General features: G+C 63.6%; 19 protein-coding genes and 1 pseudogene. 8 read left to right on the top strand and 12 right to left on the bottom strand.

Annotated elements, in window-relative coordinates:
* The first annotated feature begins 3 nt into the window (after positions 1–3).
* Positions 4–744 (top strand): glycerophosphodiester phosphodiesterase, encoded by a 741-nt coding sequence (gene ugpQ / locus O5M90_RS24375; RefSeq protein WP_269837768.1) that lies wholly within the window; start codon positions 4–6, stop codon positions 742–744.
* A gap of 190 nt (positions 745–934) precedes the next feature.
* Here the strand turns inward: ugpQ and O5M90_RS24370 are convergent, their stop codons facing one another.
* On the bottom strand, positions 935–1,222 hold the full coding sequence (locus O5M90_RS24370) for a hypothetical protein (protein ID WP_262971013.1): 288 nt from the start codon (positions 1,220–1,222) through the stop codon (positions 935–937).
* Positions 1,223–1,503: 281 nt separating this feature from the next.
* Between O5M90_RS24370 and O5M90_RS24365 the strand changes: the two genes are divergently transcribed.
* Entirely contained in the window at positions 1,504–1,737 is a 234-nt protein-coding gene (locus tag O5M90_RS24365) for a hypothetical protein (protein ID WP_269837769.1), read from the top strand.
* 115 nt (positions 1,738–1,852) lie between these two features.
* Here the strand turns inward: O5M90_RS24365 and O5M90_RS24360 are convergent, their stop codons facing one another.
* Positions 1,853–2,395 carry an H-NS histone family protein gene (locus O5M90_RS24360; RefSeq protein ID WP_269837770.1) on the bottom strand — a complete coding sequence of 181 codons (543 nt, stop codon included), beginning with the start codon at positions 2,393–2,395 and terminating at the stop codon, positions 1,853–1,855.
* A gap of 1,477 nt (positions 2,396–3,872) precedes the next feature.
* Here O5M90_RS24360 and O5M90_RS24355 point away from each other — a divergent pair.
* The 4 genes from O5M90_RS24355 (at position 3,873) to O5M90_RS24340 (ending at position 8,603) form a co-directional block, all read left to right on the top strand.
* Complete coding sequence (locus O5M90_RS24355; RefSeq protein WP_262971016.1) at positions 3,873–4,007, top strand: rubrivinodin family lasso peptide; 135 nt, start codon at positions 3,873–3,875, stop codon at positions 4,005–4,007.
* Between the two features lie 212 nt (positions 4,008–4,219).
* A complete protein-coding gene (locus O5M90_RS24350) occupies positions 4,220–4,939 on the top strand; it encodes a lasso peptide biosynthesis B2 protein (RefSeq protein WP_269837771.1) in 720 nt (239 codons plus the stop codon).
* A gap of 16 nt (positions 4,940–4,955) precedes the next feature.
* Positions 4,956–6,749, top strand: a complete 1,794-nt coding sequence (locus tag O5M90_RS24345; protein WP_269837772.1) for an asparagine synthase-related protein — start codon at positions 4,956–4,958, stop codon at positions 6,747–6,749.
* A 108-nt stretch (positions 6,750–6,857) separates the two neighbouring features.
* Positions 6,858–8,603 (top strand): ATP-binding cassette domain-containing protein, encoded by a 1,746-nt coding sequence (locus O5M90_RS24340; RefSeq protein ID WP_269837773.1) that lies wholly within the window; start codon positions 6,858–6,860, stop codon positions 8,601–8,603.
* On the opposite strand, the gene O5M90_RS24335 is transcribed toward O5M90_RS24340, so the two are convergent.
* The 5 genes from O5M90_RS24335 to O5M90_RS24315 form a co-directional block, all read right to left on the bottom strand.
* Positions 8,586–11,003 (bottom strand): alpha/beta hydrolase family protein, encoded by a 2,418-nt coding sequence (locus O5M90_RS24335; protein ID WP_269837774.1) that lies wholly within the window; start codon positions 11,001–11,003, stop codon positions 8,586–8,588. The two genes, O5M90_RS24340 and O5M90_RS24335, sit on opposite strands and share 18 nt — an antisense overlap.
* A 124-nt stretch (positions 11,004–11,127) precedes the next feature.
* Positions 11,128–14,196 carry a TonB-dependent receptor domain-containing protein gene (locus O5M90_RS24330; protein ID WP_440402404.1) on the bottom strand — a complete coding sequence of 1,023 codons (3,069 nt, stop codon included), beginning with the start codon at positions 14,194–14,196 and terminating at the stop codon, positions 11,128–11,130.
* A 76-nt stretch (positions 14,197–14,272) separates the two neighbouring features.
* Positions 14,273–15,346: a FecR family protein gene (locus O5M90_RS24325; protein ID WP_440402403.1), complete on the bottom strand. Its 1,074-nt coding sequence runs from the start codon at positions 15,344–15,346 to the stop codon at positions 14,273–14,275.
* The gene (locus O5M90_RS24320; RefSeq protein ID WP_262971026.1) at positions 15,343–15,831 is read right to left on the bottom strand and encodes an RNA polymerase sigma factor; all 489 of its coding nucleotides are present in this window, start codon (positions 15,829–15,831) and stop codon (positions 15,343–15,345) included. Before O5M90_RS24320 ends, O5M90_RS24325 begins: the two co-directional genes overlap by 4 nt.
* A gap of 306 nt (positions 15,832–16,137) precedes the next feature.
* Entirely contained in the window at positions 16,138–16,548 is a 411-nt protein-coding gene (locus tag O5M90_RS24315; RefSeq protein WP_440402402.1) for a hypothetical protein, read from the bottom strand.
* Here O5M90_RS24315 and O5M90_RS24310 point away from each other — a divergent pair.
* Entirely contained in the window at positions 16,547–17,332 is a 786-nt protein-coding gene (locus O5M90_RS24310) for a helix-turn-helix transcriptional regulator (protein ID WP_262971028.1), read from the top strand. The two genes, O5M90_RS24315 and O5M90_RS24310, sit on opposite strands and share 2 nt — an antisense overlap.
* 54 nt (positions 17,333–17,386) lie before the next feature.
* Here the strand turns inward: O5M90_RS24310 and O5M90_RS24305 are convergent, their stop codons facing one another.
* The 4 genes and pseudogenes from O5M90_RS24305 to O5M90_RS24290 form a co-directional block, all read right to left on the bottom strand.
* Positions 17,387–18,160, bottom strand: coding sequence for a FecR family protein (locus O5M90_RS24305; RefSeq protein ID WP_269838356.1), 774 nt, complete (start codon positions 18,158–18,160; stop codon positions 17,387–17,389).
* A gap of 156 nt (positions 18,161–18,316) precedes the next feature.
* Positions 18,317–18,427: pseudogene (locus O5M90_RS24300) on the bottom strand (DUF4880 domain-containing protein); the annotation flags it as partial.
* Between the two features lie 104 nt (positions 18,428–18,531).
* Positions 18,532–19,014, bottom strand: a complete 483-nt coding sequence (locus O5M90_RS24295) for an RNA polymerase sigma factor (RefSeq protein WP_262970957.1) — start codon at positions 19,012–19,014, stop codon at positions 18,532–18,534.
* Entirely contained in the window at positions 19,011–19,877 is an 867-nt protein-coding gene (locus tag O5M90_RS24290; RefSeq protein ID WP_262971030.1) for a transposase, read from the bottom strand. The genes O5M90_RS24295 and O5M90_RS24290 overlap by 4 nt, the downstream gene beginning before the upstream one ends.
* A gap of 97 nt (positions 19,878–19,974) precedes the next feature.
* Between O5M90_RS24290 and O5M90_RS24285 the strand changes: the two genes are divergently transcribed.
* The gene (locus O5M90_RS24285; protein ID WP_440402401.1) at positions 19,975–20,286 is read left to right on the top strand and encodes a helix-turn-helix domain-containing protein; all 312 of its coding nucleotides are present in this window, start codon (positions 19,975–19,977) and stop codon (positions 20,284–20,286) included.
* 463 nt (positions 20,287–20,749) lie between these two features.
* On the opposite strand, the gene O5M90_RS24280 is transcribed toward O5M90_RS24285, so the two are convergent.
* A complete protein-coding gene (locus O5M90_RS24280; protein WP_262971031.1) occupies positions 20,750–21,505 on the bottom strand; it encodes a YkgJ family cysteine cluster protein in 756 nt (251 codons plus the stop codon).

Here is a 21,505-nt window from a genome sequence, read left to right as displayed (position 1 = left end):
GTCATGAGCGCCTCCTGGCCGATGCCGTTCTGGATCGCCCATCGCGGCGCCGGCAAGCTCGCACCGGAGAACACGCTGGCCGCCTTCCGAGAGGGTGCACGGCATGGCTATCGCGCCTTCGAGTGCGATGTGAAGCTGAGCGCCGACGGCATCCCCTTCCTGCTCCATGACGCGACGCTGAACCGCACCACGCCCGAACGCGGCGTGGCCGGTGAACGCGGCTGGGCCGAGCTCTCCCGCATCGATGCCGGTGCCTGGCACAGCCGAGCCTATGCCGGCGAGCCACTCCCCAGCCTGGATGCGCTGGCCCGCTACGTCATCGCGAACCGATTCGCGCTGAACATCGAGATCAAGCCGACGCCGGGCCAGGAACTCCTTACCGGACAGGTCGTCGGTCGCGAGGTGCTGCGCCTGTGGGCCGGCTCAGGCCTGATGCCGCTGTTCAGCTCCTTCCAGCCCGAGGCCCTGGCCGGCGCCCTCGAGACCGCGCCGGACGTGCCGCGCGGCCTGCTGCTGGACAAGCTGTCGGATGGCTGGCTGGACCAAGCCCTGCGCCTGCATTGCCGCGCCGTGATCACGAACTATGCGCTGATGAACCAGGCCCTGGTCGAGCAGCTGCATGCGGCCGGGCTGAAGGCCCTGGTCTACACCGTCAACGATCCCGCCTCGGCCGAGTGGCTGATCGGCAACGGGGTGGACGGCATCATCACGGACGCTGTGGACAAGTTCTCGCCGGGCAGTTGAGGCGGCTGGCGCTGCAGCTGAGGTTTGCCTGACACATTCACGGCTCGACACAGCACAGCGCGCAACACCGCCATGAGGGCGGACGCCGGACCAACCGGCGGGGGCCCTCGCGGCGAAAGTGGCGATGGTTGCTGCTGCGCAGCAGCCATGACGACGCGAACGATGTGCCGCGCAGACGACGGAGCAACATTCAGCTGAAGACGCCGACCGCCAGTTCCGCCCAAACCAGCAAGAACGACAGCGCGATGGCCAAGCCGACCGTCCAAAGGTAGAGCCGGTTGCTGATGAGGCGTGCGGCCAACTCGAATAAGCCACAGGCAATGAGGAGCATGCCGCCGAACCACACGAAGTCGGCAAGGTCCCAATTCACCTCATCGCCGAACTGCATGGCCACCCAGGGCAGTGTGAGCAAAAGCAAGGCGGCGCTCCAAAGGGCAGCGCGCCAGGGCGGTGCTCGGCGGTAGCGATCAGTGATCATCGTCCTCTGCTTGAAGTTGCTTCAGAGTTTCGACGATCTCGGTGAGGAGCGTGAGGGGCACAGGTACGGGGTCTGTGACGTCGACAGCCAGCTCACAGCGACTGTCGAGGCGAGCCAGAAACGAGCCGAACCCAGTCGCCTGGCCGGCGCGGCGACTGCCAGGACGGATCGGCTGGCAGATTCTGCAGTCTGTCGCAGCAGGCTGGATTGAGGGGTGGTGGACTTCGATACTGACTCCATCAGCACGGCAACCCGCTGTGCCTCAGGAAACAGGACCCACCATGAACTTCAATCTGATCCAAGTCGTCGCTGCCATCGCCGTCACCATCGCAACGCCGCTATTGGCCCATGCAGCACCGCAAAAGATCGAGCAGTTGCCGCGCGTCGTGATCACCGGCAAATCCGATTCAGCCCGGCAGAAGCTTGTTCAGCTGCCGCGCGTGGTCATCGAAGGCCGCAGCATGACGCTGAGGGCATTGAACACGATGACCAAGCCAGTCACTCGCCGCGCTTGAGGAATATGTGCACTTGCTGTTCGAGCAGAGCCGAGGCGCAGCCACAGCGATGGCTGTGACTGCGCCTCGGCTTTGATGAGAAGGACATGCCGCAGAGCGGCCTGTCCGAGCGCATTCAGCTCGCTGCGGATTCAGTCGCTGAGCTTGCCGCCTTGGTTTGACGGCGCTTCGGTGCAGCAACCTTCTTTGCTGCGACTTTCTTAGCTGGCGCCACCTTCTTCTTGGTGGCAACCGGCGTAGCTTTCTTCGGAGCGGCGGTGACTGGCTTGCGTGCCGGTACAGGCTTGGTCGATGGCTTCTTGCTTGCCGCCCTCTTGACCGGCGCCGCTTTGGCAGGTTTGCCGATCAGAAAGTCCTCAAGCGCCTTGCCGGCATCCAGGGCTTGACGGACCCAGTCCGGCCGCTTGCCCATGCCACCCCAGGTATTGCCTGCGCCGTCGGCAAACTTGGGTGCCTTCGCCTTGCCCTTGCCTTTGGCCTGAGTCTTCTTGGCTGCAGACTTGCGCCCTTGGCCACTTGCACCAAACAGCTGATCGGGGGTCAGACCGTACTCGGCGATCTCTTTCCGGATCCGGTCAACGACTCCCGTTTGAATCGCTGCAGCTTCCTTTTGCAGTCGTTCGATTTGGTCCAAGATTCGGGAGAAGGGCTTCGCCATCGTGTGCATTCCTGTTCAGGTGATATTGACAAGCAACCCAACATTGCTCAGTTCGGACAATAGCACTCGACGTCCGAATCTCCGAAGAATTGTTGCAGCCAGCCGTCGCTTGTCAAACAGAACGCCTTCAGTTCGGCTCGAGCGAAATGTGGCTTTGCTAGTCAGCGGAACTTAGTAGGGCGACTGCTTCTTCCAAGATTCGATGCAAGGGCGTCGCAAGGATCTGCCGGTCCGTTTGACGGGATCGACAAGCAGACATCTGCTCGCTGAGCGTCGCCTTGGAGCGGCCGAAGTGCCGGGCAACCGATGCGGCGGAACAGAGCCGATGCAAGACGGCCAGGCATCCGACAATCGCTCGCCCACGCGCCGCCTGAGCGGTTGAGCTGCCTGACAGGTCAAGCGGCCGCCCGGGTTCAATCTTTGTCCCCACCCAGGCCACAAGCAGGTCCAGCGCTCCCTCAATCCCGTACCCTCCGCCGGCTGCGACCAATGCTGCAGCGGCGCCATCCACAGACTTTGCGGTCGTTGGCTCCGTGCCTATGCCCTCAGTGGCCAACGCAAGGCCGCGGGTCAGTTCCCAGACACGCCAGTCTTGGTCGGTGGGACTGACTGCCAAGTCCTTACGAAGGGCAGCCCGTGCAGCAGATACTGGGCTCCCGAACAGTCCCAGCATGGGCCGTGAGTCGAAACCGTCGGCCGCCGTAAGTCCAAGGGCCACGCGCAATGCGCCATGCGGGTAATGCGTCGGAGTCGCACACAGCCTCTTGAGCACCGGCCGCCACGCCAGCATGCGTACCTCCTGGCGAAGCGCGCTTTCTGAGTCTATGGACACGGCCAGGTAAGGGCCCGCGAGGACCGGGCTGCGAACCGGGTGGGCCCGGCGCACCCACCTCGAAGTGATGTTTCCGAAGGCACGCGCCACGCTCTCGACCGAGTCATTTGAATCGACACGCGCGATGGCGTGGATTTCCGTTGGCAACAGAACAAAATCCACAAGGACCCGGCCCGAGTCCAAATGCGCACTGATCAAGCGACCACGGATCTTCGCAGCCAAGCAGGCGTGAAAGAAGAAGTTCCGTCCGACCGCAGCCTGCCAACTGAAGGCCCACGTTCGTGCTTCAGCGGATGAACTCTGGCTTCTGGTGGTCGCACTGCTCATTGAGCATTGACGAATCCACGACGAAATCACTCATCCGAATTCTGAAAAAAGCTGAAAGTCTGCTGCTCGACGCCTGCGGGCACTACAGCGGGCTGAGCGCCAATCCAATGGCGCCGAACGAAATGAGCGCTGATGTCACGCATTGGCCCGAGCAGAACTCAGTGTTTGCAACTCTGCCTGCATCGTCCAGGTCCAACCGAACGCGCAAACAGATCGCGGCGGTCTCTCGACTGAGGCTGTCTTGCGCAGTAACTTGCAACTGCCCGACGTCGAACTGACCGAGGGAATCTGTCTCAACCTCAACTGAAGGAGTTCATCATGAATGAGATGTCGCAAGCCGCAATGGAAACGCAAATCGTCGAACTCGGCGACGCCAAAGAACTGACCATGGGCATTCCTGCCGAGGTCTACGCCGAGGACAACCCGCTGGTCCAGCGCAAGTTCGAAAGCTGAGCGCGATCGGCGCGTTCATCGATCAGCGCGCGCCCAAGGTCCGCTAAGGAAGACAGGCGAGGCGACGTACCGCCGCCGTTAGTGGCAACGCCCTCTCGCCTGTTCATGCGCCGGCACCGACCGACTGTTGGCGAGCACGTATCAGCGTCATTCACGAAGAGCTCGGATGAGACCTTCAAAGACCCGACGGTAGATTTCCCAGCAAGATGTCCATGCCCGCATCTCCCAGTTTCCGTCAGTTCAGCCTTGCCCCGCATGTCCGCGCATGCGCGTCCGACGGTCAAGTCATCCTGCTCGACCTCTTACACAACCGCTACCTCGGAGTCAGCGCTGAGACCGCGACTGCACTTGCGGTTCAGGTGAACGGCTGGCCCGTCGAACCGGCACCTTCCGAACCGCCGATCAACCACGACGACCAACGAATCCAGCGGCTCTTATCCCAAGGCCTGTTGACGCAGGAAGAACAGGGCATGCGCTCGGAGGCAACCGTGGAGATCCCCACACAGTCAATCGACCTTGGCGATATTGAGGTGGGCATGAGCATTGAAGCGCATGCCGTCCTCAGCTTCATGAAGAGCGCAGCCATCGCAGCCTGTTGGATGAGATTTCGCACCCTGAATTCGATCGTCCACACCGTCACCGAGCGACGGCGCCGACTGACGGCTCCCCAATCTGAATCGTTGCATGCAATGAAGAGCCGCGTCGTGGTGTACGACCGGCTGCGACCGCTCGTCTTCTCGGCAAGGGATCAGTGTCTGCATGACTCGTTGACACTCACCTGCTTCCTCGCCAGCGACAAGCTGTTGCCTCGGTGGGTGGTGGGCGTCAAGACAGGCCCGTTCGGTGCGCATTCTTGGGTGCAATGCGGCTGCACAGTTCTGAACGACCAGCACGACTACATCCGCCGGTTCCAGCCGATCCTTGTCGTGTAGCCCAGGCAGATCTGTCATGTTCCGCTACATCGCCATTGCATGGAACGACACTCAGCCGACGAGCGCGACCATGGCCCGAGATCTCGGCAAAGCCTGGCAGACACGCGAACACTGGGACGCCGCACTCCTGCGCAAAGGCCTCGAGATCTACACAACAGGCACCAAGACCGGGGTAAACGACGTTTACCAACTCGAAGGTGAATCCGGCCTTGTGCTTGGCGCGCTGTTCAGGCGTAGCGCCTTCCTTTCGAGCAGCGCCAAGGTCGCCAAGCTAAGCAGTATCGAATCCAACAGCATTCGGCAAAGCGGGGGCCGCAGCCTGGTGACGGATTTCTGGGGCCGCTACGTCGCCTTTCTGCAGACGTCATGCGGATACACCTCGGTACTCCGTGATCCGAGCGGGACCCTGCCCTGCTTCTTGATTGAGCATCAAGGGGTGACGATCATCTTCTCGTGGCTGGAGGACGCCATGCAGATGCTTGGCCCACTCCTACCCTGGCAAGTGAACTGGGATGCGCTGGCGGCACAGCTTCTGCTCGGACTTCAGGGTGGCACGGCGACAACACTGAAGGCAGTATCGCAATTGCTGCCCGGGCAGCTCCTCGACATCCAGGGACGGTCGGAAGTACTGCTGTGGAGTGCCGTCCACATTGCTGGCACCCCAGTCGATTGCAAAGTTCCCGAAGCCGTGCAGCTCGTACGGGATACCGTTCAATCATGTACCAGCGCATGGGCCTCCTGCTATGACACGCTGCTGTTGAGACTGTCCGGGGGTGTCGACTCCTCGATCGTCCTTAGCTGCCTTGCCCCCAGCCGCACGACGTCGGATGTCATCGGCATCAACTACCACTCCCCAGGATCTGACAGCGACGAGCGGCACTACGCCCGGCTCACCGCCGCCCGGGTCGGTCGGGACCTTGTGGAGCGTGAGCGCGATCCCGGCTTTCGCATCGACCGAGTCCTCAACATCGCGCGAATGCCGGACCCGGTTCCCTACATCGGATGGATGAATGCAGCCATGGATGCTCGACTGGCTTCAGCCTACGCCGCCCCGGGCCTGTTCACCGGCGCGGGCGGCGACGCAGTGTTCTACGAGTTTCCCCGATGGTGGCCGGCGGCAGACTACTTGCACAACAAGGGGATCGACACGGGATTCGCTGCCGCCGCGATGGATGCTGCCCGGCTCGGAAAGCTGTCGGTCTGGCGCACCATATCGCAGGCCCTTCGACAAAGGCTTGGACTGCATCGGACGCCACTCGGATCTAACGGCTTTGGCGACCTGCTCACTGCGGAACTGCTGGCCGACGACGCGGACAAGCGACGCTTCGGACACCCGGCAGTGGGCAAGGCACACGGCCTTCCCGTAGGCAAGTACATGCAAACCCTCGCGCTGATGCACCCGCTCGGGTACTACGATCCTTTTGAGCAGGATTCGGCACCGGAGCTGGTCAATCCCTTGCTCTCTCAGCCCCTGGTCGAACTCTGCCTGCGCCTGCCGACCTACCTGCTGGCTCATGGCGGTCAGGGACGGGCCCTGGCTCGGCGTGCCTTCGCGTCCGACCTGCCACCGCAGATCACGAATCGCCGGTCCAAGGGAGGCATGGAGGAGCACATCAAGGCGGTGCTGCAATCCAATATTGAGCTCGTGCGCGGTCTGCTGCTGGACGGTCAACTGGCCCGGCGCGGCTTGCTCGACCGTCGGAAGGCAGAAGAACTGCTTTCTGGAAGGCCGACCGCGCTGGCCGGGCCTGTCAGCCAGATTCATGCCTTGACAGCGATAGAAGCGTGGCTCGCCCGCTGGCCGGGATAGAACTCGGATGCCATGCCGAGACCCAGAACACAGCCTTTGCGAGACCTCTGCGCTGCGCTGCGCCTGCTCTTCGAGGGGCGCGAACAATCCGTGACCTGGCGACTGGCAATGACCACCTTGCTGGCGGTCTGCGGCGGTGCCCTAGCTGGTGTGGCACCGCTTGCCTTCAAAGGGATGATCGATACGGCGGCTACAGCATCCAAGCCTGCCCAGCCCCTGACTTCACTCGGGATGTTCGCGCTGGCCTACCTGCTGTGCCTGTGCATCGGTCGGCTCATCTCCGAAGCGCGGCCTTTGCTACTCAGTGCCGCAGAGCAACGGCTGTACGAGCGACTACGCCGTCGCTATCTCGAGCATCTCCTGAACTTGCCGCTCGAACATCACCTCAACAGGCGCACGGGCGCCCAGGTCCACGGTCTTCAGCAGGCGATCTCCGGCTACCAGGTCATGGTGTTCAGCCTCATCAACAGTGTGGCGCCCGTGCTGGTGGAGACCCTCACCGTCCTCATCGTGCTGCACTCGCTCGGACAACCCGCCTTGACGGCCATCTTCGCCGCAGCTGCGATCGCCTACCTTCTGGTGCTGACCCTGCGCACGAAGGACCTGAGCAACGCAGCACAAGCCGTTTCCATGGCGAGCGTCAATGCGTATTCGACACTCGCAGACGGCCTGATCAACTACGAACCGATCAAATGCTTTGGTGCAGAGCAACGGACCCTCGACGGCTTTCGTTCGCACACGAAACATCTTGAACGGTGCTGGAGTCGCCTGCAACACCGGCGCCTTGCCCAGGGGCTGGCGACCACGGCCGTGTTCACGATGGCGATGGCAGCCTGTATTGCGATCACAACCAAGCACGTCCTTGACGGGACGCTAAGCATTGGCGGCTTTGTGCTGGCCAACCTCTACATGGTTCAACTGGTTCGCCCTCTGGAGATGCTCAGCTCGGCGGTGCGCGATGTCGCGCAAAGCCTCGCGTTCATCCGGCCGCTGATCGACGTCTTTGAAACGCCGGCAGAGCCTGCCGTCGCCGCCAGCGGCAAGGCCCCGCTCGGGCTGGACTCGGGTGCAGACGCGCAAAACCCTCCACCCCCTTCACACACCATCTGGCACCAAGCCCCTCGCGTGAGCTTCCGCAGTGTGCAGCTGACCTTTGACGGCGCAGAGCCAGTGTTGAACAACTTCAACCTCGAAGTGCCAGCAGGCTGCTCGGTAGCCATTGTGGGTGCTACCGGCTGCGGAAAGTCATCGCTGGTACGGCTGCTGCTGCGGCTGTGCCAGCCAAAGGCCGGATGCATTCTGCTGGACGATGTCGACATTGGTACCTTGCCTCTTGCGGCACTGCGATCAATGATCGCCGTCGTCCCGCAAGACGTGATGCTGCTCAACACCACCATCGCCGATAACATCGGCATGGGCCGCTCGGGCGCGACAAGGCCCGACATCGAGCACGCGGCGCGACTTGCGGGCCTGAATGACTTCATTTGCACCCTGCCCCGCGGCTACGACACTGCGATTGGAGAGCGTGGTCTGAAGCTATCCGGTGGCGAGCGCCAACGCATAGCCATCGCGCGGGCGATTCTGCGAGATCCCCTCGTGTATGTTTTCGACGAGGCCACCTCCATGCTGGACGCCACCACGGAACGGGCGATCATGCGAAATCTCGCCGCGATCTCTGAGGGGCGAACCACCATCTCGATTGCCCACAGACTGTCTGTCATTCAGGGAGCTGACGCTATTGCCGTCCTGGCAGGAGGCAAGATCGTCGAGCAAGGCACGCATGCAAGCTTGCTGTCCTTCGGTGGCGCCTATGCGGCGATGTGGCGGGCCCAGCAATCAAGCGCCGCGGCCTGAAATGCCAGATCGACATCCGCTGGCTGGCTGCATGCTGTCCGCCTTGGCATCTGCAGCGCGCTTCAGCGTGGCCATCTGGTCCCAGCGATCGTACTGTCGCTGCAGGCTTGCGGCACTCTCTCCAGGGATGAGCACCTCAACACGCTTCTCACCCTTCAACCAGAAGCGATACCAGTCGACATTTCCCTGCAACGAGATCATGCGTTCGCTGGGCCGCGACAGCGCATGCGCACCACCAGGAATCATGATCAGCTCGGCCGGTCGGTACTGCCGCCGCAACAGCGCATAGATATCCCAGTTGTTGTGAACTTCCGGGCCGTAGGCCTCGATACGCAGCGCGGCCCGGATGCAGTCCGTGTGCAGGGACGGGTCGTTCCGCATCCACCGCTCCCGGGTTTCTCCATAGGGACCGCCCTCATTCGCACGCTCCTTCTTGGCCTGGATGCCATCCATCACCGAGTAGGTGATCGACATCGAGAAGAGCGTGTTGGCATCGCCATCGAGCAGCGTGGCTGCGCGGATCGGCGTGTCTGTGAAAGTCAGCAGGTTCAGTACCCGCTCGCCCGTGGCGCTCCAGCCGAGTATGCCGATCCGATCTCGGTCCACCAGCCCCTCACCGACGAGCGAGTCGATAGCACCCTGCACACCCTCCGCAAACGCGGTGCGGGCGCCAAACTCGTCGGTGGGCGCGCCGCTTGTCGCGCGCCAAGGCAGCGCAAGCACCAGAATGTTCTCGCGCATGAAGGCACGGCCTGCAAATCCACTGGTGAATCCGTCATAGAGATTGGACCCGTCGCGGTAGAAGCGCGTCGGAGAAAAACCATAGGTCTGGATCACGAGGGCATGCCTTGCCCGTGGATCGAAGTTGGCAGGCAACATCAAGCCACCATGCCAGGGCCGCCCTTTGGCATCCTTCCATGCGTACTCGCGCATCGTGCCCCAGGAAGGCGTGACCTGCGGGTTCAACTCGGTGAGGCGCACCGATGTGCCGCCCGGCCCCTTGGCCACGATGTCAGGCGGCTGATTCAGGGCCTGCTGGACATGCAAGCGCCATGGCGCTGCGGCAGACCCTCCCGGCCCCTCGCCCGGCCGGCTTTCCGCCACCTCCTGCCAGCTTCCGTCGGCACCGCGCTCGAAGCGGCGGCGCTGCTCGCCATCCATCGCGATGAAGGCACCCGCCTTGCCCGCCACTGGATGTGCCGCCATCAGTCGGTGCTTGAGCCGACCGATGGACTTCCATTGCCCGTTGTCCGGCCAATACTCGATGATGTGAGACGAGCCGCTGCTGTCGGGATCGCCGTCCCGAGCGGGCAAGAAAGTCCCCGCGACGACGACCGACTTCCCGCCGTCCTGCCACAGCCTGTCCGTGCGCAGTTGGTTGTCACCCAGCGAATCGTCAGGTGCGTCAACGACGGGACGCTCCCGCCCGTCAGACAGCCGATACGCCACATGCCGCCGAGAAACGTAGCTCATGGGGCGCGAGTAGTAGCCCAACGGATCCAAGGTCAGCGATGGCCCGTACTTGATCGTGGCCTCCGCGATCTTCGGATACTGCGCCCCCCAGGCGATCTGTCGATCCGGTTCGTACTTTGGCAATAGCAGCCAGCGACCATCTGGCGAGATGCTCGCGTTCGGGAAGCCATTGCTGCTCTCCGCGAACGCGTCGCCCAGTGCCCGTGCCGGCTCGCGCGATCCGGCGGCAGCGACAAAGAACTGGTAGCGACGCTGCTGCGTCCTGAAACTGTCCTGATCGCCGTGAACGCTCCAGAACGAGTTGGTCCCCGCAACGATGCTGCGAGTGCCGGCCGGGATGGCGGGATTGGGCACTGGCGAGACATAGACCACGCGACGCATATCGGTGGGCACATCGAACGCGGCAACGCCCAGCGGCGCGTAGGTGAGCTGCGTCAGCCGCTTCGTCGGCACGTCGAGCCTGTAGGCCTGAGGCAACTGATCCGCGATCCGGGCACGCAACACGATGGTCCTGTCGTCTACCCAGCGCGCTTCCCGCAGCGCCGGGTTTGCATCGTCTTCATCGTGCTGCGCCTTCACCGTCAACAAGCGGCGTGGTGCAGCAGGCGTTCCCGCTGCCAAGCGCTCAGGGCGGATGTCGAGCAGCAACAGCTCGAACTTGTTGATATCGGTCACCACATCGGCCTGGCGCGTCACGATGAAGGCCCGGCTGCCGTCTGGCGAGATCTGTGTCTGCAGCGTGTCATCGTCGTGCCGCAGCGGCTGGATGATCCGGGTGAACTCGATCACATCCTTGACCGTCGGCCCCACCGCAGCGACCGCCGGCGCAAGGGGCCAAGTCAAAAAGAAGGCAACCATCGCGGTCAACTGGAAGGCGGCAAGCCGGAGTTCGGCCCACATCAAGTGGACATGGCGTTCAGTCAGCATGGAGCGTTCCCCGACGGTCGGTCGGGGTCATTCGAAAGGTTGGAGTTTGTCCACCGGCGGCTCGGCGCGAAGCCGCAGTGGGTAAGCAGCAGCAGAGGTCAATCAGCGGCGAACCGCCGAGGCGCTACCAGCTCAGGGACAGGCGAAGGTTCGTATAGCGCCCGCGCCAATCGCCCTGCGTCACGTCGTAGTACGGTGAACTCTCGACGAACTCAGGCAGCCGATCGCCTACATTCGCAATCGCGAGGGACAAGCGGGCGTCCTTGAATGCGAGCAAGCCCAGCCCCAGACGCTTCAGATCGAGTGAGCCCGACAGGTCATGGAGCCAGTAGCTGCCAAGGCGGCGCTCGCTGGTCCCCAGGTCGCGATAAGCCCCAAGATAGCGGCTGGTCACGCCCAGACTCCAAGCCCCCCGGTCAAGCCCGGCAAAGACCCGGCCCTTCCACTTCGGCGCCCAATAGTCGACAGCGCGCCTTCCCAAGCGATCTGCGACCGGTGCACCTGGCGCGATCACAACGTCGTACTGGGTCGTCCGGGTCGCACTGGCCGACATCACCCACTTGCCGCCAGCCTGCTTCCAGGCATGCGCCACTTCCATATCAGCGCCGGCGGTATCGACCCGGCCGTAATTGACCTCGGAGTAGAGGACCTGAGTGATTGGCCCGGGGATACCTCCGACCGAAGGACCTCGGGTGACGAAGCCAGGAAACAGTGCCTCATTGTTCAACGCCGTCTGCGGCCAAAGAAGCGAGATCAGCCCATTGATCTTCACGCGCCACGCGGTCACCCCGAATCGCGTTCCGACGGCCGAATCGGGCTCCCATACGGCGCCCACCGAGACAGCCCGGCCCTTCTCCGCATTCAAATTCTGATTTGTCGTACGCAAAACCTCGGCGCCGACAATCGGCGCGTTCGCCCGCTTGGGGTCGACCAGTGCGAATTCTTCGCTGGTGTAGCCCACGTCGTCGACTGTGGTCTGCAGAAGCGTCGGCGGTTTGAACGATGTGGCCGTAGAGGCGCGCAGCAGCGTCGTTCGCGTGGGCCGGAACTCAAAGCCTGCTTGATAGGTGCTTGCGCTACCGAAGTCGCTGTACTGGTCACGACGCGCCGCGACGGTGAGGGCAGCCCGGTCCCACGCCGGGCCCGCGCCGGCTTGTGCCTCAGTATCGACAGCCGACCGCCACAGCGGCACGCGCAACTCACCATACACGGCGCGGTTCGAACGGCTGGCGGCGATGTCGAAGACGCCAGGCGTCTTCGTCTGGTAGCGATCACGCGCCGCTTCAGCACCGGCAATCAGATCGACGCTGCCAGTCGGGAGTTCAAGCAGCGACCCGCGGATGAAGCCGTTGACCTGGTCCTTGCGGCCATGGTTCTCTCGCAACGATCCAGGCCAGATCGACCGCAGTACCGCGTCGGACGCTGCAATACCCGTCGTGAAAGGGTTGATCGCGGCAGCCGCCGTCGAAGCACCGAGCGCGGCTGCGCGCGCCACGGTATTCGCGCTGGCATTCGAAAAGCTCTCACCGTTGTCGCGGGTGGTCGACAGAGACGCCTCGGCCTCCCAAGCTGCGCTCACTTCAGCTCGGGCACCTACGAGCACCCGCGTGAAATCCGTGTCGCGTGTGAAAGTCTCTGCGCCGTTCTCCAGCCCGAGCCGCGTGGTGACCCGTACCGGAGCGCCGAAAGGGTTGTGAGGGTTCGTCGCCGGCACGAGCACATTGCTCAGCAGGAACCCCGCCTGCTCCGCGCGCAGCTGATCCCTCGCAAAGGTGAGCTCACTGAACACCGACCACGCCTCGGAAAGGCGACGATCCGCCGCGGCGTGGAGCGCGACGTTCTCGGTGCCATGGACGAGCGCCGATCCATTGCCATTCGCCAGCGAATTGCACAGATTCGCCTTCCCTGCGGTCGCCGCGAAGCTGGAGATTGTCAGCGGCTGGCCTGGAGTCGATAAAGGGATACCGGCGAAAGCCGCGCTTAAACCTGGCAAGTTCGCCGTCGTGGTGCTTGTGACCGTGCCGGGCGTGCAGGAGCGCGTACGCGCATCCACCCCGCCGAAGCGTCGATAGTCTGCGTCCCTGAAAAAGCCACGTTCGGCCATGGTCAATGGCGTGGTCTTCCTGACAGAGCCCAGAAGAAGGAATGAGCCTGCCGCATCACCGCCGCCAGTGCCGAACGAGAGGCTGCCGGCGCCGGTGCCCCTGCCCGACGCTAGGCTCGCATCCAGCACCATCCCGTCCAACGACTTTTTAAGGATGATGTTCACGACGCCCGCCAGCGCATCGCCCCCGTACACGGCCGATGAGCCGACCGGCACGATCTCGACCCGCTCAACGGCGGCCATCGGGATCAGGTTCAAGTTGAAGAAGTTGCCGGTCGAAGAGCCCACCGCCTGCACGCGTCGCCCGTTGATCAGCACAAGCGTGGATCCAAGCGGCAACCCGCGCAGTTGCACCGAGCCCTGGCCGGTTGTCTGCCCCGAACTCCCCTCCCCCTGACTGACCGAGGCCTCATTCAAGCTGCTGAGAAAGCGTTCGAGCGAAGGCTGACCGCTGCGCTCAATATCTTCTCGCGAGTAGACGTTCACAGGCGCCGGCCCATCCGCACTGATGCGCTTGAGCCTGGAACCAGTGACCTCGACCTTCTCCAGTGAGGTCGTGACGCCGTTCGTTGCACCAGTCGACATTGACGAGCCGCTGACACCACCGGCTTGAGCCAGCAGCAAGGTGGGCGCGATGCCCTCAGCGGGAGCTGGTTGCAGGCTTGCAGCGGGAAGCGGTCTGGATGCGGGTGGCGAAACAGGCCTGACGGCGGCTCGCACCACGACCGAACCATCCGCCATGACCGTCAACACGAGGTCCGACCCTTCCAGAGCCCGCGTGATGGCCTCGGATGCGGTCATCTGACCGGACACCGCCTTCGACATCCGTCCGCTGACTTTGCCCGGATCAAAGAGAACCGACACGCCGGTCTGCCGGGCGATGGCCCGCAATGAGTCAGCCAGTGGCTGCGCCGGTTGATCGATGCGGTGCTTCGTGGCGACTGCCGGCTCGGTGGCACAGGCCAGCCCGCAGCTGAACACCAGCGCGACGAGCGCGGCGTCGTGAAGGCTGCACAGGCTTGTGTCCTGGCGTTCGCCAAACAGGCTGACCCTGGTATCACCCGTGCGCCTGAAGAGTTTTCGGAACATTGCGTGCCTCTCTCGTTTTGCCGATTGGAATAACGAGAACACGGACCTACCGAAGATTTTTCTGCCGGGGAATTTCCTAGTGATGGCCAGCCAGTTCCAACCGTCCCCCACGGTCGTGCACGGCGAGGCCGTGAAGTGCAGCGATGGCTTGGGCGAATCCGCTGCTGTCGCCGGTGCGATAAAGGCCGCTGACACGCAACCCCGAAATTGCAATGTCATCCGGCAAAACGATCGGCGTTCGGTTGTATCGATTCATCTCTGCCACGGCCTCGCCAAGCGAAACATCCTCAAAAACGACCTCGCTGCGCTTCCAAGCCACCACCTGTTCGATACGGGGTCGGTCGACCTGCGGCACGGCGGCGGCCGATGCGGTGCTCGGCTTGACCAGGCGCACACGGTCACCGGGCCGCATCTGCAGGGGCCGCGGCGGCGCGATGCCGTTCGGCGCGTTGCCCGAAGCCGCACGGAGCGTGACCTCCCCTTCGATCAGTGTGACGGCCAGCGCATCGCGGGCATCATGTCCCCCCCCAGCGGTCAGCCGCACGGAGAACACCGTGCCGACCGCGACCACCTCACTGTCCCCGACCCGAACGATGAAGGGCCGATGCGGGTCCTTGGCCACCTCGAACATGGCCTCTCCACCTTGCACGGTGACAGTGCGCTGATCGGTGCCCAGATCCACCCGCAATTTTGTTTCGGTGTTCAAGGACATGCGGGTGCCGTCGTTGAGCATCACCGACTGCAGTTCCCCGACCCTGGTCTCATAGACATCGCCACCCCTCCAATGGTGCAATGCGAATGCCGCGCCCACGATAAGCACGGCCGCAGCCGACATCAGCGTCCACCAAGGTCGCCTCGTTCCGGATCCCTTCCTGCTTTCAAAACCCGAGCTCTTGCCCATGGCCGCCGCGCTGCGGTAAGCGTCAGAGACCCTCACGCCGCGTACCTCCACCCACGCATCGGTACACCACTCGAAAGCCTGTCGGTGAAGGGCTGACTGCGCCTGCCACGCCAGGCACTCGCGCTCCATCTCGGGCGAGCGGCTGGGGCCGTGCAGACGGGCAATCCAAACTGAGGCCTCGGCCATCACGTGGGGTGGCACTTTCGGCTGGCGTCCCTCCCCAGACTCAGGCACGGGCGAAGACTTCATGGGTACCAACCTACCATCGATCTTGCAATCGCCAACGCAGCCTTTGCAATGTGCTTCTCCACCGCGCTGACACTGACCCCCTGCTCGCGCGCGATCTCGAGATAGCTCATACCGTCCAGGCGATGCGCCAGAAAGATCTCCCGGGTCCTCGCGTCCAGTCCGGCCAGGCCCTCATGCACCCGCGCGATCCGCTCGCGCGCCAGCAAACTCGCCTCGGCCGTCGGCGTCGTATCCGCCAACAATGTCTCTTCGATCACCTCATGCTCGCCATGCCGCTGCTGCGCACGGAAGTCATCGATCGACAGGTTCAGTGCCGCACGCATCAGGAACGCCTCGGGCTTGGCCACCGTGTGCGACTGCTCATAGCACGCGAGCTTGATCCAGGCCTCTTGCACCAGATCATCGGCTTCATCGCGCGTACGACCGCGGCGCATTAGCGCAACCCTGACGAGGGAGAAAGTGGTTTTCCAGTTGACTGATGCCATCAAAGGCCTCGCATCGGATGTCGGTTCCGTCAACCGATCTTAGGCCGCCTGCCCTCGGCTGGCGAGCCATCCTGCCCAATGATGTAATCAGCAACGATGGGACCGAACGTTTACACCCTTACTCATCAGCGACGCGAACCGGTCATGGCCCCGATCGCTTCAGAAGCAGAACCGGTGCGGATCGAGCACCAAAGCGCAGGACGGCAACCAAACTCTCCCGAACCTACGAGCGCAGAGCCCAACCAGACCGACCCAAGCGCGGGCTTGCGCCGACCGCAGCAGCCCTCGAATGAGCCCACCGAACAGTCATTCGCATCCCAGGCATCCGATTGATCCGACCGGGAAACACAACGACCATGTCGGCCGTTGGGTATTCGGAACCTTGAGCCCAAGCGCAGGAGCTCTCGGCATCAACAAGACCAAGCGCAGCAACCAATGAGCCCGCAGGAGCATGCCGTGATCCACTCGACCGAATTCACCAACACAGCGCGGAACGAAGGCAGGCGCGACAACGGCCGCGACTCCCTGCGCCTCGCGTTTGTCAAGGTGCAGATGGGTGTCGCTGCATGCCGCAGCCGGTACGTCCGAGGCTACGCGCAGACGGAGTGCTGGGTCCTGTACCTGAACCGCGATCAATTCGAAGCCTGCGCGGCCACCGATCCGCTCCGCTTCGAGGACCCGATCTTCTTCGCGCAGATCAACAGGGAGTTCGACCATGTCTTCGATCAATCCAGATCCGACGACCCTTCAAGCGCGGGCGGCAACGCCCCACTACGCCGCGCAGGCCCTCGAAGCTATCGTCCAGATCCCGTCAGCGGTGAGCCCGCCGGAGTTGCTCGCCCGCCTGATGCTTGCAACCGTCGCGATCGGGGCCAGCGCCAGCCTCTATACCGCAGCGATCCCCGAAGGCGGGCGTGAGCCTTCCTGCTTCAGCCTCTTCGCCTGCCACCCTGCCTTCGCCCAGGCGCAAGAGAGCCAGCCGTCGCTGCTTAACCACCCCTGGTTCCGCTTCGCGCGCACGCACACCTTGCCCGGCACCGACCATCAGATCCGGATCGAACACGGGGCAGATGCAGCCGCCCTCAAGCTCGCACAGCAGTACGGATTCCGCTCCTGCCTCATCGTGCCAATTCCAAACGGTCGCGCAGTTGATCGACTCGAAATGCTCTGCCTTGGCAGTAGCGAGGCGGGCACCTTCGAGGGCGCACAGGCACGCGTGGTTCGAACACTCGCCAGATCGCTGGCCGCCGAACTGCATGACTGGTTGACCAGCCATCTGCGGCAGCGTCTCACCGAGGCTGCCCAACTCCAAGAGAGCGACGTGGACCTGCTGGCCATGGCATGGCGAGGCCTAGGATCCAAAGACATCGCTGGACTGACCGGCATGAGCACGGCATCGGTGGACTCAAGGTTTCAGCGCATCAATGGGCGGCTGAACTGTCCGAGCCGCAAGGCCTCCGCAATGCGAGCGGCCGCCTACGGCTTGCTGGAGCTCGTCTAGCAGCTCAGAGGTTCTCCGATAGGGGTTTCCACGAGCCTGGCTGGCGGTCGTGCCCTAGTCCTTGGGCTCCAGCGCCAAGGCAACACGGCTGGCGAGCTCCAGCCGTCCCGGGTACTCCCGGACATGCAAATCGAGCAAGCTTGCCAGCGCCCGCGCAAAGCTCGCGTTGTCACCTGTCTTGAACACCCCGCTGACCCGCAGGCGGCCCAGCGTCTGCGCCCCGGCCACCCGGATCGGCACAGCGCTGTAGCGATTCATCTCGGCCACCGCCTCCAGCAGGGTTGCGTTGTCGAAGATCGCCTCGCCGCGCTTCCAGGCCAGCAGCTGGTCCATGCGAGGACGATCCAGCTGCCTGAGCAGCCTTGCCTCTCGCGCTGCGCCGGACGACACCGCACTGGTCTTGCCCAGCCGCACGCGCTCCCCGGGCGCCATCACCACGGGGCTGGCCAGCGCACTGCCCACCGGGCCGCGCACGACCACCTGACCTTCCACCAGCGTCACTGCCAGCGCGGGGCTGCTGCCCCTGTCTGGAGGACCCCAGCGGACCACGAAGGCAGTCCCCGTGGCGACCACTTCGGTGCTGGCCGCACGCACGACAAAGGGCCGGCTCGCAGCCTTGGCCACCTCGAACAGCGCCTCGCCGCCCTCCACGCTCACCTGGCGCTGGGTCTGGCCCAGGGCCACCCGAACCCGGGTCGCCGTGTTCAGCGTGAGCCGGCTGCCGTCCTGAAGCACCACCGTCCGCTGTTCGCCAACCCCGGTCTCATAGACGTCCCCCGCGTGCCAGGGTTGCAGCACCAGCAGGCCGGTCAGAGCGAACGCGGTCACGGTGGCTGAAGCGGCCACTGTCCACCGTCCCGGCGCCCACCGCCCTGCCCTGCGCCCGCCTGCAGGGGCCGCTGCTGGAGTCGTGGCAGTGACGCGCGCATAGTCTCTCAGTGTCACGCCGGCCACCTCCTGCCAGGCATCGGTGCAGCGCTCGAAGGCCAGGCGGTGTGCGGCCGACCGAGCCTGCCAGGCCAGGCACTCGCGTTCCATGTCCGAAGACCGATGGGGGCCATGGAGCCGGGCGATCCACACGGCGGCTTCGGCCATGACCGCCGGGGGCACGGCGGCTTTGCCCGTGAACGCCGGGGGCACCGCGCCACGGCCCGCTGGGTCTGGCCCCGGCCCGGCCGGAGCGTCCGGCTCGCGCATGCCTACCAGCCGTCCATGCCGGTGGCGACCAGCAGCGTGGCCCGGGCGATGTACTTCTCGATGGTGCTGAGGCTCAGGCCATGGTGCTGGGCGATCTCCTGGTAGGTCAGCCCTTCAATCCGGTGGGCCAGGAAGATGTCGCGGGTCTTGTCGTTCATGCGGCCCAGGCAAACGTTCATCCGGTCCATCCGCTCACGGCCCAGCACCACCGCTTCCACGCTCGGTGCCGTGTCGGCCAGCACGACTTCCTCCGCCAGCACCTCCTCGCCGTGATGGGCCTGCATGCGGTGCGCATCGATCGACAGGTTCAGCGCAATGCGCATCATGAAGGGTTCGGGATCGGCCACCGCCTCCCGCTCTCGCTCGTAGCAGGCCAGCCGCACCCAGGCTTCCTGCACCAGGTCATCAGCCTCGTCAGACGAGCGGCCACGCCGCATCAGCGTGGTCCGGATCTTGGCGAAGATCGGCGGCCAGAGCGTGCTCATGGCGAGCACCCTCCAACAGAGCCCGAGAAGCCGCCGGCCCCAAAGGTGGACACAGGCCCAGAAGGATGAGCGGGGAAGGCAGGAAGCACGAGCGCCGAGGCCTTGAGACGGCGCTCAACACACGCCAGCGTCTGGGCCACGAACGACACCGCAGACGCGACATCAACAAAGGGGCCATGGCGCGCCACAGCCCGGCTCAACCGCAAACCTAACTGCTCCAGGTACTCGTCGCCCGCACGCACCAAGGCCCGGCGATGGGGGCGAAGGGCATAGAACGGCCGGAACCCATCAAGCACCTCGGGCCAGTCCGGTGACAGCACGGCAGCCCTGCCCGCCCCGGAACCAGCCAGCAGGCGTTTCAGTGCGAGACGCGCCGCACGAACGCCCGAGGCTTCACGGACCACCCGCCGCGCTTCAGCGCGAAGCACGCCAACGCCGGAAGCAGCAGAAACATACCCCTGACCCAGAATCCGCCGAAACGGAGTCAGCACCTTGCCCACCGGGCACAGGACACGAGCATCAAGATCCGACGCGCACACCAGCGAGATCTTGTCGACACCCCGGCTATCGAGATCCGCCCAGACACCGCGCCAGAACGCCGGGCCGACAGCGGCACCAGGCCAGGCGCCCAGCGCTTCCCAGTCACCATCCGTCAGAATTCCCACTGCCCTGCTCACCACCAGCTCGCGCAAGGCTCCATCGGCTGCCAGCACTTGGACCGGGTGCTCGTCGAAATGAGCGCTGACGTAGCGCCTGCAAAGCGGCATTGCTTGCCGCCGGTCCACTCCCGTCGTTTGGCCCTGTGCGCACATCTGCAGAAGGCTGCCAGTCCACGGGACTTGTTCAGATCGAGAGCTGCGCATCGCTGACTCCTACCGGCGAAGAAAGGCATGCCGGCAAGTAAGTTTACGGCATATATGCCGTGGCCCACTACTAACGTTCGCGGAAAAGCTACGGCTTGTGATCAAAGCCTTTTCCTCCCCCAAGACGCCGTCGGTCCGCCCGACTCCACGCGCCGACTCATTTGACCCAGTCGTAGCCAGTGCCTGCGGGTCGGTGTTGCGAGCATGGCGAGTCGAGCGAGGCATCGCTCAGGATGCATTGGCACTTCTTGCGGGTGTCGATCGCTCCTACTACGGCAAGCTCGAACGAGGAGAGCGTCAGCCGTCGTTAACCGTTCTGCTCAAGTGCGCTTCGGCATTCGGCCAATCCGCTGCAAGCCTGGTGGAGGCAATCGAACGCGCAATAGGACGTGCGCGAGAGGTCATTTGAGTCCTGCCCACCAAGGAGTTCGTTGCCCTCGCCCGGGTCAGCATCGGGCACGGCCGGCGGAATGCTGCAAGACAGTTGGGCCGTAGGCTGTTTCCTCCCGCCGCAATAAATCATGCACGGCAGCCCCGCCCCGAATCGGAGGTCATTGAACTTCAGGAACAGGCTGGTCAGAGTCACTCGCGACCAACAGGCTGAGCGACCACTGCAATCATCAGCGGCCGTTCGACGGTCATCGGAACGCATGGCCGCTGCACCTCCGAGACCGGTCATTTGACAGCCGGTGCGGCACTCCGAGATCGAATGTCCGGTCCGACGCGGCGCGACCGGACGGAATCGACCCGTTGCGGTCCTAGGCTTGCTTGGATTCGGCGCCCAAAACCTGCCGTTCAACGTTTGACATGAGGGACGGCTTACAGACGGCGATGCCGGCTGTAAGCCGTCCCCTAGATGGAAGGGCTGGGCGTCACGTGCGCATGGTATCCAGGTGCGCGCCAGCAAAGACCTTCCCGCCGGAAAGCCAAACCTGTTCCGCTTGCGGCGTATCGATAGCTTGCACAACGGCGGCTATGAGTTCTAGCCAGGCGGTGTCTGTTTCGGGAAGCGCGCGTCGCAATCCGTCAGCGAGACCTTGCTGAACTGAGTTGAAGGCGATCATTCGCGCTTTCTCGTGTATGACTCCGCCCGATTTGAAGCCAAGGCGTTGGCCTCGTTTGCAGTCCTTGACTTCATAGGACGTGAATTCGGCACACGCTAGTGGACGAACGGAATAGATTGAACACCGCCCGTCCACCAGGAACGCACATGACTTCGGAATCCTGACTCGCCCCTTCGGCGTAAGCCCACGCGTTGCCCCGTCCAGTTTGCGCAGGCGATCCACGACTTCGGTTCGCGCCTCTGGCGAAAGTTCTGTTTCGATGAACCGGACAATTCGAAAGACTTCCGGGGCCGACACGCGAACGAACTGATAGCAGCACCAGGAGCAACCGTCTTTGCAGGCGACAGGAGGTCCATGTGGGTCGCGATACTTCTGCGTCATTGCTTCAGCAAAGCCGCTCGCGTTGCTCAGAACAGCCTGAACTTGGTCTGGTGAGCATTCGTTGGCGAGGAGAGTACACACAGCTTCTTCTTCGGCTGCGCGCAACGCCACGGCTAAAGCGTGTTCTTTGCGAGCCTGCTCGGCAGTTATGGGAATCACAACCGAATGCGAACCTTTGCCCAT

It is taken from the genome of Paucibacter sp. M5-1 (assembly GCF_027498415.2).
In the GTDB taxonomy this organism is placed as follows: domain Bacteria; phylum Pseudomonadota; class Gammaproteobacteria; order Burkholderiales; family Burkholderiaceae_C; genus Roseateles_E.
The sequence above is the reverse complement of the archived record's forward strand: the minus strand, read 5'-3'. Positions and strand labels throughout refer to the sequence as shown.